At 45.2% G+C, this 18,609-nt stretch carries 13 protein-coding genes; 7 read left to right on the top strand and 6 right to left on the bottom strand.

Annotated features, from left to right (window positions below; genetic code table 11):
* Positions 1-26 precede the first annotated feature (26 nt).
* Positions 27-1,997, bottom strand: a complete 1,971-nt coding sequence (locus R7P64_RS00545; protein ID WP_005374502.1) for a replication initiator protein RctB domain-containing protein — start codon at positions 1,995-1,997, stop codon at positions 27-29.
* Between the two features lie 1,238 nt (positions 1,998-3,235).
* Between R7P64_RS00545 and R7P64_RS00550 the strand changes: the two genes are divergently transcribed.
* The 4 genes from R7P64_RS00550 (at position 3,236) to R7P64_RS00565 (ending at position 9,499) form a co-directional block, all read left to right on the top strand.
* Entirely contained in the window at positions 3,236-4,453 is a 1,218-nt protein-coding gene (locus R7P64_RS00550) for an AAA family ATPase (RefSeq protein WP_005374503.1), read from the top strand.
* Positions 4,454-4,460: 7 nt separating this feature from the next.
* A complete protein-coding gene (locus tag R7P64_RS00555) occupies positions 4,461-5,435 on the top strand; it encodes a ParB/RepB/Spo0J family partition protein (RefSeq protein ID WP_318123024.1) in 975 nt (324 codons plus the stop codon).
* A 105-nt stretch (positions 5,436-5,540) separates the two neighbouring features.
* Positions 5,541-7,568 carry a tRNA(Met) cytidine acetyltransferase TmcA gene (locus R7P64_RS00560; RefSeq protein WP_017821874.1) on the top strand — a complete coding sequence of 676 codons (2,028 nt, stop codon included), beginning with the start codon at positions 5,541-5,543 and terminating at the stop codon, positions 7,566-7,568.
* Between the two features lie 251 nt (positions 7,569-7,819).
* Positions 7,820-9,499 (top strand): DUF342 domain-containing protein, encoded by a 1,680-nt coding sequence (locus R7P64_RS00565; RefSeq protein WP_020838336.1) that lies wholly within the window; start codon positions 7,820-7,822, stop codon positions 9,497-9,499.
* 56 nt (positions 9,500-9,555) lie between these two features.
* Here the strand turns inward: R7P64_RS00565 and catC are convergent, their stop codons facing one another.
* Positions 9,556-10,215, bottom strand: coding sequence for a type C chloramphenicol O-acetyltransferase (gene catC, locus R7P64_RS00570; protein WP_213970781.1), 660 nt, complete (start codon positions 10,213-10,215; stop codon positions 9,556-9,558).
* A gap of 88 nt (positions 10,216-10,303) precedes the next feature.
* Here catC and R7P64_RS00575 point away from each other — a divergent pair, with 88 nt between their 5' ends.
* On the top strand, positions 10,304-11,215 hold the full coding sequence (locus R7P64_RS00575; RefSeq protein WP_085569464.1) for a LysR family transcriptional regulator: 912 nt from the start codon (positions 10,304-10,306) through the stop codon (positions 11,213-11,215).
* Between the two features lie 208 nt (positions 11,216-11,423).
* Here R7P64_RS00575 and R7P64_RS00580 read toward each other — a convergent pair whose 3' ends face one another.
* The 3 genes from R7P64_RS00580 to murQ all read right to left on the bottom strand — a co-directional run bounded on the left by R7P64_RS00580 (position 11,424) and on the right by murQ (position 15,013).
* Positions 11,424-12,479 (bottom strand): porin, encoded by a 1,056-nt coding sequence (locus R7P64_RS00580; protein WP_318118592.1) that lies wholly within the window; start codon positions 12,477-12,479, stop codon positions 11,424-11,426.
* Between the two features lie 148 nt (positions 12,480-12,627).
* Positions 12,628-14,082, bottom strand: coding sequence for a PTS N-acetylmuramic acid transporter subunit IIBC (gene murP / locus R7P64_RS00585; RefSeq protein WP_062730872.1), 1,455 nt, complete (start codon positions 14,080-14,082; stop codon positions 12,628-12,630).
* 28 nt (positions 14,083-14,110) lie between these two features.
* Positions 14,111-15,013, bottom strand: a complete 903-nt coding sequence (murQ, locus tag R7P64_RS00590) for an N-acetylmuramic acid 6-phosphate etherase (RefSeq protein ID WP_318123025.1) — start codon at positions 15,011-15,013, stop codon at positions 14,111-14,113.
* 242 nt (positions 15,014-15,255) lie between these two features.
* Between murQ and R7P64_RS00595 the strand changes: the two genes are divergently transcribed.
* On the top strand, positions 15,256-16,107 hold the full coding sequence (locus R7P64_RS00595) for a MurR/RpiR family transcriptional regulator (protein ID WP_033907250.1): 852 nt from the start codon (positions 15,256-15,258) through the stop codon (positions 16,105-16,107).
* 19 nt (positions 16,108-16,126) lie between these two features.
* On the opposite strand, the gene mpaA is transcribed toward R7P64_RS00595, so the two are convergent.
* Entirely contained in the window at positions 16,127-16,837 is a 711-nt protein-coding gene (gene mpaA / locus R7P64_RS00600; protein WP_005383577.1) for a murein tripeptide amidase MpaA, read from the bottom strand.
* A 141-nt stretch (positions 16,838-16,978) separates the two neighbouring features.
* Between mpaA and R7P64_RS00605 the strand changes: the two genes are divergently transcribed.
* Positions 16,979-18,604 (top strand): ABC transporter substrate-binding protein, encoded by a 1,626-nt coding sequence (locus R7P64_RS00605; protein WP_318123026.1) that lies wholly within the window; start codon positions 16,979-16,981, stop codon positions 18,602-18,604.
* Positions 18,605-18,609: the final 5 nt, after the last annotated feature.

The raw sequence follows: 18,609 nt of genomic DNA on the forward strand, positions 1-18,609 counted from the left end.
AGCTTGATACACATCAAGCGACACTTTTAAATCGCCATTTCATCCAAGGCACGAAATACCATTTCATCCATGTGACCATCGAAGATTTGACGACAAACTTTCCGACGCACCGCTAACCCCGCAATCAAGCGCTCGATGGTAAGATGCTTAACATCGTTCTGGGTGTTAAACAGCTCGACGGTTTTACTTAATGTCTCATAAGGAATCGGCTCATCCCCTACCCTTAGCCAATCGAGCTTCTCTATGTAATCTGAGCACTCTTCTTTGATTGAGGCATACGAGTGCCCTGTCATCGCAGACAAAGCCGTTATACTGCGTTCTAGAGCCTCTGGTGAGGTATATTTAGATAGAGTAATGGTGATCTCATCAGCATTGATCTCTACCAAATGTTTTCTTTGCTTCACGCGTCGCCCTAAATTTCCTCTTGGAGACGGTGCTTTGCGTTGAATGGGCTCAAATTCGCCGTCTATGATGCCTGAGAGCTCCTCAAGCTGCTGTCGGGTTACCATCTCATTACGAAGCGGGTTTGGCAGCGTAGGCGCCATGTTGCGCTTACCTGCGTTGGTTGTACGCGCTCGCGAATAACGTAAGACCTCTTCGACATCACATTTGATATCGATCTGGTAGTCCATCACTTTGTCATTTTCGATCATGGTTTCGATCGTTAAGTGATAGCCCCATAAGTTCACCACAAAAAGATCGTCTGTCCCTTTGCCGTCTGACAAGCGTTTCAGCTCACGGATCAGATCCATTGAGAACCGACGCCATTCAATGTTACGTGCAAGCTTCTGATTTAACTCGCTCAACAGCATGCAATCTGTGTGTCGGCGCACCATACGGCTACGGAAAAACGAATACAGCTGGAACACCAACGTATGCTGTTTCAGGATTTCTGGTGGGAACAAGAAGAAATAATCGCGTGTTAGTAGTTCTTCGTAGAACGACGGTTCCCACACCAAGATGTATAAGTTGGGTTTAATACGAATTTCGCCATCACTGCCCTCAACGGGCGCTTCTTCTGAAGCCGTGATGGTACGGGCTAAGAAGCGGAAGCGGTCACTCTTAAAGCCTTCGGGCATATTTTCACTGAGCCATCGGCCAGTGAGTTCATGCAGTTGGAAATCGGTAAACTCGATACGATCGATACTGTCACGGATGGAATCACGAGCTGGGCCACTGTCTTTTTTGCCTCTGAGCGACAAAATATCAGTGATGTATAGCGGCGTTTTGTTTGGTACGTGAGCAGCATCAAGCTGATACTGATCTTTGTGATGATCATGATACTGAACCGTTAACGTGAAGAGAGCGAACAGGGTCATGAGATCATCCACAGTCATGATATTTTTGGATGATCGCGTCTCGATAACGGCTTTTGTGCCAGAGATCGACACCATGGATTTCTGATAACTTTTTCGAGTTCTTGGTGGCGCAAGTGCTTGGTCAATGATCCCAGCCCAATTTGTTGGAGATACAACAAATTGATCGGCTTCATCTTTCATCGTGGGAGGTGTGTTTAACCCGTGCTCATTCAACAAACGTTTGTTTACTTGAGTCTGAGCCAATGCTTTCGAACGTTTTTGTTTTTCGTTCTGGCGAACTTTGTCGGTAACAAGACTTGTTGCTCCCAACACAGATATAAGCTGATTGGGATTCACAAATTTATGTAGCATCGTTTTACCAGCAAGTCCCTCTTCAAAACGCACTGGAGTTTGAGTAAATAAACCAATATTTACTGCCGCGCGCAAACGTTGTTGCAGGGCTGCACGTGTGAGTTGCCCATCTGTTGCTTCCACAATCTCTGTGGTTGAAACCAAACCATCCTTGCTGCTGAAGCCTCGTAATGAGATCAGATTAAGCAACTCTAAGATGCTTTTAGTCACCCCTTTGAAATGTTGGTACTGTTCTACCCAATCCGCAGAGGATTCATGTACCTCAAAAAGATGGCCATCTTTGTGGCTTCTCGGTGCTTTAATCAGAATTTTTTCATCAGCCGTCATTTTAGATCCAGATCACACTAGCCGTAGTTGTGCTATGGTTCCGAAGAATAAAGAAAAACAGATCATAAATAAAGAAAAAAGATTGTTTTTTAAATAACTGATCTTTTTGATTAATCTGATCTTAATTGATTATATGATCTAATGATCTGGCTTGGAATTTTCCTCTAAGCTTTTGTTCTATAAGGCTATTATTTTCATGTATTTCGGAACTATGATCATAAGAAGTCTGAAAGTATGATCAACAATAACCTGAAAGCATGATCATATTTATTCGTAAGCATGATCATTAAGGTTATGAAAAGATGATCAAAAGAGTCTTGAAACGATGATCATGATGTTTTTACAGGTTATCCACAGATGCAGTATTTAATAATGATCTTCACGATGATTATATTGTGCATTGGTAATGTTATTTATACTCGGATCGATGATCAAGAGCCAATATATCTATCGTTCTGGCGTCCATATTGATGAGATATCACTCATCTGATTAAAATACATTCAAGTCGCTCATATTTAGAAGTAAATCCTAGTCTCTGCTTATTTACAGGAAGCATGATCATGAGAGTGTGATTTATCATAGCAACTTGCGCAATTTCATTGTTCCGGCTTCTATACCGTCAATTTCTGCTCAATCCCCCATTCTGTCTGCACTCAACCGTAAATCAGAGAAGAAAACTCATGCTTCCGAGAGATTCTAAGGCTTGATCATATTTCCGATTAATGGATCTTATTTTATTTGCGTGTTTACAGCGTACTCTGCTCAATTTTGCCATGATCATGCTTTCGGATTTGTTTATTAACACGGAAGCATGATCATAAGTATACCTTGATCATACTTCCATAGATGTTTCGCTGGAACTGCCCTATTTTGTTCGGAGACATGATCAAGGTGTTCAGGTCTTTATTGTTCCGATATTACTTACTATTTTTCGTTTAAATTAGGTTGGTCTAACATAATCCGTAATTTAGCTTAAGATTATAATCGTTCCGGTAGAAAATTGATTTACATTGTAAATGAGTGACGCTGTAACACTTTTTATTTTTAAGTTTAGGTGTCCACTTATGCGAAGATTATTTGATTAAAAATAGTTATCTTTTTGACCATAAATCATAAAAGCGTCGATTTGGGTGTTTTTTTATGTGATGGTAATTCAAAATGTTCGTGCACCTTTTTGTTGTTTTTGGTCTTTACTGCTGTACAATTGCAATTATAAATCCTTCCAACGGAATTTGGCATGAAAAGAGAAAAAACGATTGAAAACCTTCTTGAGTTAGCGGAGCTGACTCAGCAGGTTCAAGCTGACCGTATTGAAATTGTTTTAGAAGAGCGAAGCGATAACTACTTCCCACCAATGTCGAAAGCGATGATGGAAACCCGTTCTGGTCTAACTCGCCGTAAGCTCGACGACGCGATTGGTAAAATGGAAGCCGCTGGGCATCAATTTACCAAAAACAACGCGAATCATTATTCAATTACGTTAGAAGAAGCACACATGCTCATGGATGCGGCTGAAGTGCCTAAATTTCATGAGCGTAAAAAGAATTCAGGTAACAAACCTTGGATTATTAATGTGCAGAACCAAAAGGGCGGTACAGGTAAATCAATGACCGCGGTTCATTTAGCGGCATGTTTAGCGCTAAATTTGGATAAACGATACCGTATTTGTTTAATCGACTTAGACCCACAAGGCTCGCTACGTTTATTCCTCAACCCGCAAATCAGCATGGCAGAGCATGATAATATCTATTCTGCGGTAGACATTATGTTGGGTAACGTGCCTGATGGTGTGGAAATTGACAGTGAATTTTTACGTAAAAACGTATTGCTGCCAACGCAATATCCGAACTTAAAGTCGATTTCAGCGTTTCCAGAAGACGCGATGTTTAATGCGGAAGCATGGCAAACGCTATCTGAAGACCCATCACTCGATATCGTCCGTCTGCTGAAAGAGCAACTGATTGATAAAATTGCTGATGACTTCGATATCATTATGATTGATACCGGTCCACACGTTGACCCATTAGTATGGAATGCTATGTATGCATCAAATGCCTTGCTAATTCCTTGTGCGGCTAAGCGCCTGGACTGGGCTTCAACAGTAAACTTCTTCCAGCATTTGCCTACGGTATATGAAATGTTCCCGGAGGACTGGAATGGTCTTGAGTTTGTTCGCTTGATGCCAACCATGTTTGAGGACGACAATAAGAAGCAAGTTTCTGTTTTAACTGAAATGAACTATCTTCTAGGTGACCAAGTTATGATGGCTACTATTCCTCGTAGCCGTGCGTTTGAAACCTGTGCCGATACCTACAGCACAGTATTTGATCTGACAGTAAGCGATTTTGAAGGCGGTAAGAAGACACTAGCTACCGCGCAAGACGCTGTTCATAAAAGCGCACTGGAATTAGAGCGTGTGCTGCACTCTAATTGGCCGTCATTGAATCAGGGGTAATAAGTAAATGGCTTTGAAAACGTCTGAATTAAACGCGAAATTATTTGGCAAAACGAATAAGCGTCGTGTTGTGACTCCGCAAGAGGCGCAAACTGCGGCAAAAGATAAAGCTCAAACGATTGAACTAGCAGTTGCAGGTGAAAATATTGTTCAGTTTGAACTTGTGCGTATTCCTGCAAATAAAGTTGCGACAGAAACAACAGTATTTGTTGATAACGCTCGTGAGCAATCGTTCTTAAACGAACATGCTTTATCTGATGTTTTAGTCACACTCAAAGAGCGTGGCCAACAATATCCAGCTGTGGGTCGTAGAACTGAAGATGGCAAGATCGAAGTTTTAGATGGTAGCCGTCGTCGCATGTCTTGTATCCTCGCTGAACAAGATTTTTTGGTTTATGTTGCTGACAACATCAATACTGACCATGCTAAGTTTTTGTCTGATGTGGCAAATGCTCACAAACCGCTCTCTTTATACGAAAAAGGTAAAGAGATGCAGGCTAAGCTTGATAGTGGTGAAGCTGAGGATCAGAAAGCATTGGCAAAAATGTTCCAGTGCAGTGAAGCGTTGGTAAGTGGCGCTTTAAAAGCCGCAGCATTACCGTTAGAACTGCTTCAAGCGTATCCGAATGTTGGCGATCTCGGTCGCCCAACAATCGTGAAACTGCACAAACAGTTTTCAACGCTAACGCCAGAGCAGCAGCAAGAGCTGTTAGATAAATGTCGCTCTAGCGAAGGATTTTTATGGCAGCGAAGCGCAGCTCAAGGCGTTGCTCGTCTGACAAAAGAAGTCACGGAAAGCATCGAAAATTGGATTACTGAACTTGCACCAGCAAAACCTGGTAAGAAGACGGAAAAAGTCGACTTAGTTAAAGGTCGAGCAAGCTATAGCCGAAAAGGTAGCAGCCTGGCGTTGAACTTGAAGAAAGTTGACGACAGCTTAATGGAAGAGATTCTTGCGTTTGTACAAACCAAACTGCAATAACAAATGATGATTGAATCAACCGCCTCCGGGCGGTTTTTTTATATCTGAGAAGCGTCAAATTAAAGATGTGATACCATTGCGTCAGTTCAACGTTGGATAGACAAAATGCAGACACAATCTGATTTCCTTTCATCACTTCAACATCAAGCTCACCAATCTTTCCAAAGGATTGGTGTTGTCATTCAAGGCGAGGCTTCTTGGCAAAATGCGTTGATGTCAGAGTTCCATAAAACGCAGCGCCATCAACGTTGGTTTTCTGTTGGTGATTTTGGTTTGAAAAACGTATCCAGTGTTTCGTCTAAACAAGGACACATGTTGCTAGGCAGAGAGTGTGACGTTCTATTGTTTGATGCTCGAAATGGCTTTGACGCCAATAGTTTTACCGCCGCGCTTGGCTCATTGGTTGGCGGCGGTTTTCTTATTGTCATTACTGAGCTGCGACAAAATGCGAATTTTGCTCAGCAATGGATGCACAAACAGTGGGAGAAGCTCGTTGTTATTGAGCAAGACAAACCATTGCCAACGGCTCCAGACATCAAGCAAGCAGAAAAAGAAAGCCACTACACGGAACAAGAACATGCCATTTCTCTAATTGAAAAGGTGGTGACAGGACATCGAAAGCGACCGTTAATTTTGACCGCTGATCGTGGGCGCGGAAAAACAAGTGCCCTCGGCATTGCGTGTGCGAACTTATTACAGCAGAAGCCACTTAGAATCTTAATTACGGCACCATCTATAAAAGCCGTTGAGCCTGTTTACCAACATGCTTTACGTTTACTCCCTAACGCACAGCGCATTAAGAAGGACAGATTAGAATCAGGGCAGGGAGCCATTCAATTCATTGCTCCTGACGAACTTCTATCGAGCAGACCTGAATGTGATTTGTTACTTGTCGATGAAGCGGCTGCAATTCCAGTTCCTATGCTCAAAAGCATTACCGAACATTATCATCGACTCGTTTTTTCTACGACTGTTCATGGTTATGAAGGTTGTGGCCGGGGCTTTACGATTAAATTTGTTGATTGGCTTCAGAAACAGCGTTCGGGAATGAAAACATGGCACATGACACAGCCCATCCGCTGGAGCATGAATGATGCGCTTGAATCATGGCTCTATGACGCGTTTTTGTTGGATGCGGAGTTAACGCACCATCAACTTAAACAGGTCGACTCAATTTCCCTTTCTAAAGCCGATAAGAACAATTTGATATCGCAGCCTAGTTTGCTGCGTGAGTGCTTCGCTCTTTTGGTGAATGCTCATTATCAGACCTCGCCGAATGATTTGATTCACCTTTTGCAAGACGACAACAGTCAGCTCTATTTTGCTAAGCAAGATAATGCGGTTGTGGGGGTGATATTAGCGGTCGAAGAGGGGGGCCTTGACGATGAATTGATTGAAGAAATCCAGCTTGGTAAGCGTCGTCCTAAAGGACACTTAGCCCCAATTACGATTGCAAACCACCTAGGATTCCCGAATGTCGCGAATCTATCGACGCTGCGAGTCATGAGAATTGCGGTTCATCCAGCATTGCAAGGCAAAGGCATTGGTCAAAAAATTCTGCAGCAACTTGAGCAAATGGCTGCTAAACACATTGCCTACTTATCCACGAGTTTTGGTGCGACGGAAGAGTTGCTCTATTTCTGGCGACAATCGAACTTCCGTACAATTCGCTTAGGGTCAATGCGCGATGCTGCTAGCGGTTGTTATTCAGTCTTGATGGTCAAACCTTGTGATTCCCAACAGACGGCTTGGGTCGACCAATCTCAGGCGCTATTTGAAGAAATGTTGTCTAACAATGTGGCTGACGTCTATCCAAAATTAGAAGCCCCTATTTTTCGAGCTCTATTGCCGCAACCTTTGGGAATGAGTCCACTTCATCCCGCTAAGTTATTACTAATTGAATGTTATGCTGATGGTGGTAACAGTTATGAGTCTGTGTCTGTGTGGCTTCAACAGTGGTTACTTAATTTAGGTTTGAACTCTGTTTCCGACTTGATGATTAGTAAGCTTTTTCTTAACCGTAGTTGGACTGAATGTGCTCAGCAATTTGGTTTACCTGGAAGAAGGCAAGTTGAGCAGCAGTTAAGGGACGAAGTAAGACACATTTGGAGCGATTTACACTGTAAACAATAAAGGGAAATTTACACTGTAAATGAAATTATTGGGAGCTGATTTTACACTGTAAATCCAGCTCCTTTTTGTTTCAGCGTGTATTTTGATTGAGCTTTAGGTTAAATCGAGTTTTCTCTTAATATGCTGTTTAACCGTTATTGATGGATTACTTTCTTTAGTGACGTGAGCCCTATAATAAGAAATGCGAGGTTTGTTCAGAAAACGGATTTGGTTAGACTGAAAGTGTTGATGGGAAGCAAAGTGGTAAGGGTATGTGGAAGCTGTGTCTTGAGTTATCTGAAGATAAGACCAAGGTGATAGCCCGTCTTCCGGGAGAAGTGGACCTCGGTGGTGAGCTAAATCAAAATGAATTAAACGAGCAGCTCGTCGCAATGAACGCTGAAAGGATGTTTGTTGTTGAGGGGGAAGTCGTTAGGTTCATTAACTGCGCCAAAGAACGTAAAGCCGAAGCTTACGAAGGCATCGTCATTGCGGAAAAACGCAACGCGCAAGTTGAGGTCGAATTATCGAATAATGACATGCTCGCCAGTATGAACGTTGTCGGTGCGTACGGAGGCCGAGGTTTACGTGGCCCCGAGATTGTTCAAGCCCTTGCTCAAGCGCGAGTTTCGAAAGGCATCAACAAACTGGCTTTGAAGAAAGTGTTGGTTGTCAGCACTCAGCTCAAACCCGGCGAAACTTTTTCTCAACCTGTAGCGGTTGGTAAGCAACCTATCAAAGGCAAAGACGCTCTTTTTACTCCTCTCGTTAAAGACATCACCAAACGCATCCTCAAACCCAAAGACGGCCAATCTGCTAGCGACAAAATTGATTTACGTAACCTCGGTGAAACTATCGCGGTTGACGTAGGCGATGAGGTGATGCGCCGCACGCCTGCGACCAAAGGTACGCCAGGTTTTACTGTTCAAGGGCGAGTGATTCCTCCACAAGCTGGAAAAGACAGCCCAATGAAGCCAGGCAAGGGCACCGAGATAAGCAAGCACGACCCAAACCTATTGATTGCATCGGTATCCGGTACGCCTCTAATTAAAGACAAAACCATTGAAGTTGATAACGCACTCTGTCTCAATAGCGTTGGCGTGAATACAGGTCACGTGAAATTCAAAGGGAATGTGATTATCGGTGGCAACATCGAATCCGGAATGATTGTTAAAGCGACGGGCTCTATTACTGTAGGCGGCTTCATTGAATCGGCTGACGTACAAGCGCAAGACGACATTCAAGTTGGTAAAGGGATCATTGGCCACACCGTGAGTGATGGCCAGCCAAAGAGTTGTCACGTCAAAGCCAAAGGTTCGATTCGTGCCAGCTACGCCCAATATTGTGATTTGCAAGCTGGCGAAGATATTGAGTTGGCGGTGCACAGCATGAATAACGATATTGTTTGTGGGCGCAATCTGACGGTGCTGGATGCGAACGGTAGGAACGGTACGCTCAGCGGCGGAGATGCAAAAGTCGGTGACAAAGTGGTGTGCTTACAATTGGGCGTAGAAGGCGACACCGCCACTAAGGTAGAAGCGTTCGCGCGCTATTCTGCATTTAAGGAGCGATTAGCAGAGCTCAAAGATCAATACAAACGCGCTCAAGAAGGCACGATGGATGTGATTCGTAAAGAGCTCGAATTTAAGAAACGTCCTAAAGCCGAACGTACCGACGAAGAACAAGCTCAGATTGACGTGATGAAAACACAAAACAACGAGCAGCTTGAAGCGATAAAGCAAAAGCTAGAACAAACGGAACATGACTTTGAAGTCGCGTTAGAAGAAAATATTGTCGAAGCCAAAGAGCGTGTCTTCACACGCGTGACGGTGCAGTTTGGCGACGAACAAGTAACGACAAAGCGCACTCATGGCGGTTGTTCGTTCCGTTTCAATCAATACGAAATTAAAGTCTCGGCGAACTTGGAAGAAGAGGACGTCGCTGCGGTTTAAGCTTTCTTACTCATTGAGCCCACACGTCGCAACAAGATGTGTGGGCTTTTGTTTATCTACAAATCGACAATGTGCTCTTGATAGTAGTCCGCAAGCGCACCGGCTTGGCTGCTACACATTACTTTCATTGCTTGTTTAATGTGTTCTATTGGCCAGTTCCACCATTGGATATTGAGTAGAGTCTCAATCTCTTTATCGCTAAATCGTTGACGTACGACTTGGTTGTTTCCAACCACCACCGAATAAGGTTGCACGTCTTTCGTCACTACGGCGCGTGCTCCGATGACGGCTCCATCGCCGATGTTTACTCCGGGCATGATCATCGCCTCACTGCCAATCCAAACATCGTTCCCCACCACTGTATCTCCGGCACGCTCGAAACCGTCTTGTACGCCTTCTCCAAATTCTTCAGGAGAGAAGGGGAAGGTCGAAATCCAGTCAATGCGATGACCTTGGTTTCCTGCCATCATGAAGGTGGCTCCAGAAGCGATGGAACAAAACTTGCCAATGATTAATTTGTCGATGCTATCGGGTTCTCTACTTTGCCATTCTTGAAGTGTGACGGGGTCACCCAACAAGTAGCGTACCGCTTGCTCTTCGAAGCTTTTTTGATGATAGAAGCCCGAGTAATAGCTGTAATCGCCAACGATGATATTGGGATTAGTGATGTGATCTTTAATGACTTGACCTTTTAACCACGTGTCGAAAACACTCATAACTCATCCTTTCAAATTTAGGTTGTACAGAGTTTAGAGGCTTTCTATTATTTCCAGTAGTTTGATTTTAGAGATTCAGAATTACTGTATGGAAATAAAATGGCTCAGCTACGTACCACTTTACGTCGCTTTGTGTGAGGAACGAAGTATTGCTGGTGCAGCAAAGCGACTGAATTGTTCGAATGCGCATGTAAGTCGGCAACTTAAACAGCTTGAAGACATATTGTCGGTGCAGCTTATTCAGCGAACTACGCGCCAGTTTAATTTGACCTACGATGGTTTGCGGTTTTATCAGCAGGTAAAGCAACTGCTCGAAGGCGCTGAGCAGATCAATGAGCAAGTCATGGCAAACGAGATCGTATCGGGAAAATTGAGAATAGCGGCGTCCGCTTCTTTCGGAGCTGCGTTACTCAGCCAAACATTGATCGAGTTTCGATTGCAACATCCACAAGTGAGTGTTGAAGTGATCTTCACAGAGACACCTCTCGACTTGATTGAGGCTGGGTTTGATATCGCATTCTACTTTACCGATACTCCCCCAGAGGGATACGTCGGCCATCAGCTACGCACTTTACACTGTAAACCGATCGCTCATCGCTCGTATTTAGCTGATAAACCAAATGTAAGTACGCCAGAGGAGCTTGGTGACTTAGAGCACATCCTTTATAAAAGTCGTGACTTGGTGTTAGACAAGTGGACGTTTACGCATAAGCAAACTCAACAGCAGTGCAGCATTGAGTTAGAAAGTACGCTGAGTTTTAATCTTGTCCAGTCCATGTTGGATGCTACTTTGACTGGCTGTGGTGTAGCCATGTTAGATGAATTTGCACTGGCTAAACTCGACCCTGCACAAAAAGAACAACTCGTGAGTTTGCTGCCAGAATGGCAAACGGATGCGATTTTGCCGCTTTATCTGCTTTACCCAAAACGTGAGCACTTACCAAGAAGAACGCGAGCGTTCATCGAACACTTTAGGAACATATATTCTGTCGGCGAATAGCGACAACAAACTTAGCAACAATTGAGGAAGCAAAGGAATGCGAAAACACTGTCACCAGTTTTCCTGATGCAGGCGTGTTGGTCAAAACAGGTAACGAAGAAAACATATTACGAGGGTGAGCTTCTTCAAATCAGCATTAAAGGCAATAACTACTGACCGGACACAGAAGAAGCTCATGGATTCAGCTAACTTACATTAAGTATCGTGCTTACAGCTCGTAACGCAGACCTAAGTGGTAGTAGCTTTCGTCTGCGTGCGCACCGCCAAACGAGACTTCTTGTCCATTGCTGTAGCCACGCGAGCCGTTACGATCAACGTAGTTTGTGTAGATAGAAGAACGAGGCGTCAGTTTGTATTGCACTTCTAGCGTTGTATCTTTCAGCTCTAGCTCGTCACCATAACTGTTTTCTAAAGAACGATAACCAGCACGCAGTGCCCATTTGTCATTTACACTGTAAACCGCCGTCAATTCCATCACTTTGTCGGTGCTGGTTTGTGAGTAATAGCCCTCTAGTTCATCTTCCGAGTACAACGCACCCAACATCAAATCACCTAGGTAGTAACGCGTACCTGCGCCCCAGAATGTGTAATCGGTGTCGTTGCTTTCACGTGCATCACCTTTATTTTTCTGCATCGCCACCACTGGCGCCAAGGTACCCAAATTCCCCATGTCTAGCGTATAACGCAGTGCAGCGTTGTAACCGTAGTCGAGCTCAGAAGTGTTGTTTCCTAAAATGTACGCGACAGAAAAGTCGAAATTACCTAGGCTGTTTTGATATTGCAGCGTGCCATCTTGACGGAAAACTTGCGTCGCGGTTTTGTCGACTTTATTCGCTTGGCGCGCCATAGAAACATCGGAAGAGGCGAACACATCACCAATGTCGGTAAACATAATCAATCCAGATGCCACGCGACCACCAGTAATACGACCATAATCTTTCGCATCAATACCCGCCCATACATAACGTGCAGTCAGAGATGGTTTGTCGTTTACTTGGTTTGCGTATTCAGCTGCACCCACTTGGTATTGCGCTTGGCCGATGATCGACGCGTACTCGTTGATGGTTTGTGAACCGTTTAAACCAATACGGCCATCAAACTCGCCATTTGCATCGCCGTGCTCGTCATTTTTACTGGTGACATTGAAACCAAGACGAGAGTAAATATTTAAAACTGACCCATCTTCCGCTTGATACAGCTGCGCTGCCATTGCGTTTGATGCCATCAATGTAGGGAGAAGTAGAGCCAAAATGTGCTTTTTCATGATTAACGACCTTTCATTTCTATTGTTTTAGGTACGACAAAGCCTCTTCCGAGTAACGGAATAAGAAAAATTGTCGTGAAGTAGAGAGAGGGTGCGCCCTTGTTTGCCAAGGGCGCGAGCTAGTCCATTCCTATAGGGGAAGAATGATTTAGCTTAAATCGACGTCTTTGCAGCCAAAGAAGTAAGTCGCGAGGAAGCCGACGATGTAAGAGATAAGCAGTCCGGCAACAAACACCATCATGCCCGGGAAGATGCCATTTTCAGATGTCATGAGAGGAATCGCCACGATACCGGACGGGCCAAACACCGTATTAAGACCAACTGGTAAGCCAAGGTAAGAAACTAAACCGATAAAGAAGCCGCCCGCAGCACCACCAATACAAGCGGTAACGAATGGTTTTACGCGTGGTAATGTCACGCCGTAAATCAATGGTTCGCCAATGCCTAGAAGACCCGGAATAATAGCGCCTTTAACTTGAGTGCGCAGTAGAGCGTCTTTTTTGGCTTTGAAATACAGCGCCATTGACGCGCCAACCTGACCGCCACCAGCCATTGCCAGGATAGGGAATAGCGAGTTAAAGCCCTGTGCTTCCATCAATGCGAAGTACACTGGAACAAAACCCTGGTGGATGCCAAATACCACAGAAATTAAGAACAAACCTGCCAAGATTGCAGCGCCTAATGGGTTATCGTTTAAGTTGAGGAACAACCAAGACATCCCTTTAAATAACTCGCCGCCGATCGGCATGATGATCAAGAAGGTTACCGCACCCATGATCAATAGAGTGATAACGGACGTTAAGATCATGTCCAGATCATCAGGCATGTATTGACGAACCTTACGCTCGACTTGTGCACCGATGATCGCTGCCAAAAGTACGCCGATAATGTTGCCGCGCGGATCAATCGCAAAGCCGAAAAACTCGTTCATGCCAGAGTAAATGCCGGATGTAGCCTCTGGGTTGTAACCCAGCACAAACAAAGAGGCGAGAATGGCACCATTAACACCAGAGCCGCCAAACGCTTGCTGCGCGTTGTAACCAATCAGAATACTTAGGAAAGCAAACAGACCCTTACCAAAGACTTTCATGTAGGCGATCAAATCTAGCATAAACTGGCTTGGTGTCTGGTCGAGAACAAACATTTGTTCCAATAACGTCGCAAAACCTAACAACAGACCAGCGGCAATAAAACCAGGGATCAACGGCGTAAAGATGGTGGCAAACTTGCTTAAAAAACGCTGAACCGCACTGGTTTGTTTGCTCTTCATCTGTTTTTTCTGCTCGGCCGCGACGGCAGAAAGATCTTGTTGCGGCATATCTGCTTCTTCACTGTCACCAGAGGTTAAGCTGTCGATCAATTGATTCATCATCTCAGCCGCTTGTTGAGCTTTTCCGGGACCGAGAATGATCTGAAACTGCTCATCGCTTTCCACCACACCCATTACGCCGGGAATTTGCTTGATAACTGATTGATCAGCCAAGCCATTGTTGGCGAGCGATAAACGCAAACGCGTCATACAGTTACCACATTTGCTTACGTTGTTACTGCCACCCACTGCGGACAGCAACTGCGATACTGTGTTTGAAGTTATTTTTGCCATAGGGTCTATCCTTCAGAACTCGGATTATTTAGTTATTATTTAGTGCTGCGCGAATAAAGCCGTTGTGCGCGGCGAGGCGTGATTTGGCTTGTTTGGCATCCAAATCGGCCAAAATCATTAAGATGGCGGTTTTGCAGTGGCGACCGCAGGCATTTAATGCTCGCTCTGCTTCTTCTTTTGATGCGTCGGTTGCTTCCACAACAATGTTGGTTTGGCGTTGGATGAGCTTGGCGTTAGTGGCTTCTACATCCACCATTAAGTTGCCAAATACCTTACCGCTACGAATCATTGCGCCTGTCGTGAGCATGTTTAGCACCAGTTTTTGTGCGGTGCCGGCTTTCATGCGAGAAGATCCAGTGACAACCTCTGCGCCAACTATCGGCAGAATCGCGATGTCGGCCGCTTCTGCCATGGTACATTCTGGATTACAAGCGATAGATGCGGTCGTGGCTCCGATGGATTTAGCGTAGTCCAAACCACCTAGTACATAAGGTGTACGGCCACTCGCTGCAATGCCTACAACCACGTCATGCTTGGTGAGGTGAAGTGCTTTTAAGTCGTCTTGACCCATTTTCGCGTTGTCTTCTGCGTTTTCTACCGCTTTTAAAATCGCTTGATGTCCACCAGCAATTAAGCCAATCACCATATCTGGATGCGTGCCGTAGGTAGGAGGACACTCGCTTGCATCAAGAATGCCTAAGCGACCTGACGTACCAGCTCCCATGTAAATTAAACGGCCACCATTTGCAAAAGCTTGGGTAATTGCGTCAACTGTCTCTGCAATTTGTGGTAGCACCGCTTTTAACGCGAGCGGGACTTTTTGATCCTCTTCATTAATGACTTGCAGCATCTCGATGGTCGAAAGCGTATCGATCTCGGCACTGGCTGGGTTACGGCTTTCTGTCACCAATCTGCTTAAATCAATTTTCATGTTTTGCACTCTTCGTAATGTTCAATCTGAGGGCGATTTTATGGAATAAAATATTCAGGTTTGGTGATAAAAATCACACTTGAGGTTATTCTTTATGCAGGAGAAATTTGGAATAATGAGAGAAAATATACGTCTATTACGTCCGGGATTAACTGTCTTGGTTAGAATAATCAGGGGGTTAAATCAAACGCCTATTATTTCTGATTTGGAATAATTTATTTAAAATTTTTGAGGTTTTTGTTGTGTCAGTTATCAATAAGATAGTCGCGAGGCGTACTCAGCTTTCGCAAAGTGGTCGTTTGGTTGGCGATTGGATTGTTGAAAACGCAGAAAAGGCGGCGCTGCTCACCAGCCAAGAACTTGCGGCGCAAGTAAAAGTGAGTCAATCGAGCATTGTGAAATTTACTCAGCGTATCGGCTTTAAAGGTTACAGCGAGTTTAAGTTAGCTCTGAATGAAGAGATTGGCCGTAAGCATGCGATGCAGTCGACACCGCTGCACAGTGATATTTTGGCTGACGACCCCATTGCGGTTATTTCACAGAAACTGGTGAAAGCGAAAACCGACGCTATGTTTCAAACCACCAATACGCTGTCTTACGAAGCGTGTCACCAAGCGGTGAAATGGTTGAGTGAAGCGCGTCGAGTGCAAGTGGTCGGGATTGGGGGCTCTGCACTGACCGCGAAGGATTTAAGCTTTAAACTGCTTAAACTTGGTATTACGGCGCTTTCTGAACAAGACAGCCACGTGCAGATTGCTGTTGCCCGCACGCTCTCTCCAGAAGATGTTCAGATCGCAATCTCGTTTTCGGGTGAGCGCAAAGAAATTCTCGTCGCGGCAGAAGCGGCAAAAGAGCAGGGCGCGAAGGTGATTGCGTTATCTGCGCCTGGAAGAAGTCGCTTGCGCGGTATTGCCGATATTACGTTTGATACGATTGCCAATGAAACGGAACATCGCAGCTCATCCATTGCTTCGCGTACCGCGCAAAACGTGATCACCGATTTGCTGTTTATCATCTTGGTTCAGCAAAGAGACGACAGTGCCCGTCAGTTGATCAGCGATATCAGTACCGACATCAAACAGATCCTCACATGATCGCTTGTTTAACAGCGGACTAGAGATCCGGATCGTGCCTCAGTAAAGCAATAAAAGCGGATAGATGCTTTTCAATGGTGAGATCGGCAGAAATTGCCGGTAACTCCAACGTGATGCAAGGTAAATCACGTTCACTACACCAAGTGCCGAATGAGCCGGGTGTTTCGTAGTCGACATCGTCCACGATTGGCAGCTGAAACTGCTCGCCGAGCCATTTGGCAAGGTCGGAATGTTTGGGATCATCCACAAACGCAAGCGGTTCATGAAACGACACCACAAACTTTGGCTTGCGCAGTTCAATCAAGTTAATTAATGCGCTAACTTCAGGCTCTAGTTGGTTTTTAGTGCCAGTTTTTACCTGTACGTCTCGAACGGGTGTGTGAGAGCTCCATCGATACACTGTGCCATGCTCAGTCCAATTTTGGGTTGGAAACGCGCGATTGAGATCCACTTGGTTTGCATTTGCGCGTGTGCCTAGTTGGTTGCCGTCAGGATTCATTGACAGAATCACATCATGTCGTAAGTTTTCAGCAGGCAAGCTTCTTAGCGCGCAGGACAAACCTGCAATCGAGGCCGTCTCGTCCCCGTGAGTGCCTGCCAAAATCAAACCTCGCGAAGCACTTTCGACTTGAGCCGGAAAATACAGTAATGGCGCACCAAGCACGGATTGACCGTATGATGTTGGCCGAATTAAAAATGCCGCTCTTTCCGTTCTTGGAATTAGACTCACCGTAATCTCCTGATTGATGAAGTAGTATCAATATCTAAGCTAATTACACCTAGCTAAACTGAACCGTTTAAACTCGTCAACGGTTGAAATGTTAATTGTGGCACTTGCTTCACAAGACGCGTTAGGAGAACGAAAAACGATATGGATTTTAAAAAACATTCAACGGCGTTGCTGATTTCCTCTTTATTCACCCCTTTTCTTGCTACATCAGTTGCTGCGGAGACCTTACCTAAAGGCATTCAACTTGCCACAGAACAGCATTTAGTACGTGCGAATGACGCAGAGGCGGCGACGCTTGACCCAGCGAAAGCCGAAGGTCTGCCAGAAATGCATGTGATTCGTGACTTATTTGAAGGGCTTGTGATTCAAGATCGTGACGGAAACATTATTCCCGGTGTGGCAGAATCATGGGAAACCAACGACAACCAAACCTTTACTTTTCACTTGCGCAAAGACGCGAAATGGTCGAATGGCGAGCCTGTGACAGCGGATGATTTTGTCTATTCACTGCGCCGAGCGGTAGATCCGAAAACCGCTTCTCCAAATGTTTGGTATCTCAAACTCACCAAGATCAAAAACATCACCGATGTAGCAGAGGGCAAAAAGCCTTTGGACGATCTCGGTATCAAGGCAGTGGATAAATACACCCTACGTTTTGAGTTGGACAGTCAAGTGCCGTACTTTGTTGCTATGACTGGGCACACGTCCATGATGCCAGTGCATCAAGCGACAGTGGAAAACCGCGACAAGCCGTGGAGCGATCCAGACCAATTTGTTAGCAACGGTGCATTCACATTGGATAAGTGGGTCGTGAATGAGCGCATTGAACTGGTTAAGAGTCCAAGTTACTGGGACAGCGCAGATACGCATCTAAACAGAGTGACTTACATTCCGTTTGAAAACCAAAACGCGTCGATCAATCGTTATGCGGCAGGAGAGTTGGATATCACGTCCGATGTGCCGACTCATATGGCACAGAAGCTTAAACAAGATTACAAGCAGGCTTACACGGTGGTGCCATTACTGTGCACGTATTACTTCGCGTTCAATACCACTCGTCCGCCATTTGATGATGCGCGAGTGCGTCAAGCGGTGTCGTACTCCATCATGCGTGATGTGATTACGAATGGTGTCACGCAAGTGGGCAACCTTCCTGCGTACACCTTTGCGCATCAGTACACTGCCGGTTTTGATGCGACGCCCCCTGAGTATAGTAAATGGAGTCAGCAACAACGTGACGAGAAAGCGCGTCAGTTGTTAAAAGAAGCGGGTTACAGCCAAGACAAGCCGCTCGATTTTAAATTGCTGTACAACACCAGTGAGGCAAACAAATCGATCGCGGTTGCGATAGCGTCGATGCTACAAAAAAATCTCGGTGCACACGTGGAGTTAGAAAACCAAGAGTGGAAGTCATACTTAGTGGCGCGTAAACAAGGCAATTTCGATGTGATGCGCGCTTCCTGGTGTGGTGATTACAATGAAGCGTCTACTTTCCTGAGCTTACTTCGCTCAGGTTCTTCGGGTAACTTTGCACGTTACAGCAATGAAGCGTACGACAACGCGATGAACAGTGCATTGGCCGCAACCGATGAGAAAGCGCGCCAAGGTTTCTATGATCAAGCCGAGCAATTGTTGGCGGCGGATATGCCAATCGCACCGATTTACTACTACATGCAAGCGCGTTTGGTTCGTCCTACGGTTGGCGGTTTTGCCAAGAGCAACGTAGAAGGTCGTATCTACTCGAAAGACCTCTACATCAAGAAGTAGCGCTC

The sequence above is a fragment of the Vibrio sp. 2304 genome, from assembly GCF_033339475.1.
Taxonomy (GTDB): Bacteria; Pseudomonadota; Gammaproteobacteria; order Enterobacterales; family Vibrionaceae; genus Vibrio; species Vibrio alginolyticus.

What these genes read in the sequence shown, in the direction of transcription:
- R7P64_RS00545 (WP_005374502.1), bottom strand. Translation starts at nt 1,997, where the DNA reads ATGACGGCTGATGAAAAAATTCTGATTAAAGCACCGAGAAGCCACAAA.
- R7P64_RS00550 (WP_005374503.1), top strand. Translation starts at nt 3,236, where the DNA reads ATGAAAAGAGAAAAAACGATTGAAAACCTTCTTGAGTTAGCGGAGCTG.
- R7P64_RS00555 (WP_318123024.1), top strand. Translation starts at nt 4,461, where the DNA reads ATGGCTTTGAAAACGTCTGAATTAAACGCGAAATTATTTGGCAAAACG.
- R7P64_RS00560 (WP_017821874.1), top strand. Translation starts at nt 5,541, where the DNA reads ATGCAGACACAATCTGATTTCCTTTCATCACTTCAACATCAAGCTCAC.
- R7P64_RS00565 (WP_020838336.1), top strand. Translation starts at nt 7,820, where the DNA reads ATGTGGAAGCTGTGTCTTGAGTTATCTGAAGATAAGACCAAGGTGATA.
- catC (WP_213970781.1), bottom strand. Translation starts at nt 10,215, where the DNA reads ATGAGTGTTTTCGACACGTGGTTAAAAGGTCAAGTCATTAAAGATCAC.
- R7P64_RS00575 (WP_085569464.1), top strand. Translation starts at nt 10,304, where the DNA reads ATGGAAATAAAATGGCTCAGCTACGTACCACTTTACGTCGCTTTGTGT.
- R7P64_RS00580 (WP_318118592.1), bottom strand. Translation starts at nt 12,479, where the DNA reads ATGAAAAAGCACATTTTGGCTCTACTTCTCCCTACATTGATGGCATCA.
- murP (WP_062730872.1), bottom strand. Translation starts at nt 14,082, where the DNA reads ATGGCAAAAATAACTTCAAACACAGTATCGCAGTTGCTGTCCGCAGTG.
- murQ (WP_318123025.1), bottom strand. Translation starts at nt 15,013, where the DNA reads ATGAAAATTGATTTAAGCAGATTGGTGACAGAAAGCCGTAACCCAGCC.
- R7P64_RS00605 (WP_318123026.1), top strand. Translation starts at nt 16,979, where the DNA reads ATGGATTTTAAAAAACATTCAACGGCGTTGCTGATTTCCTCTTTATTC.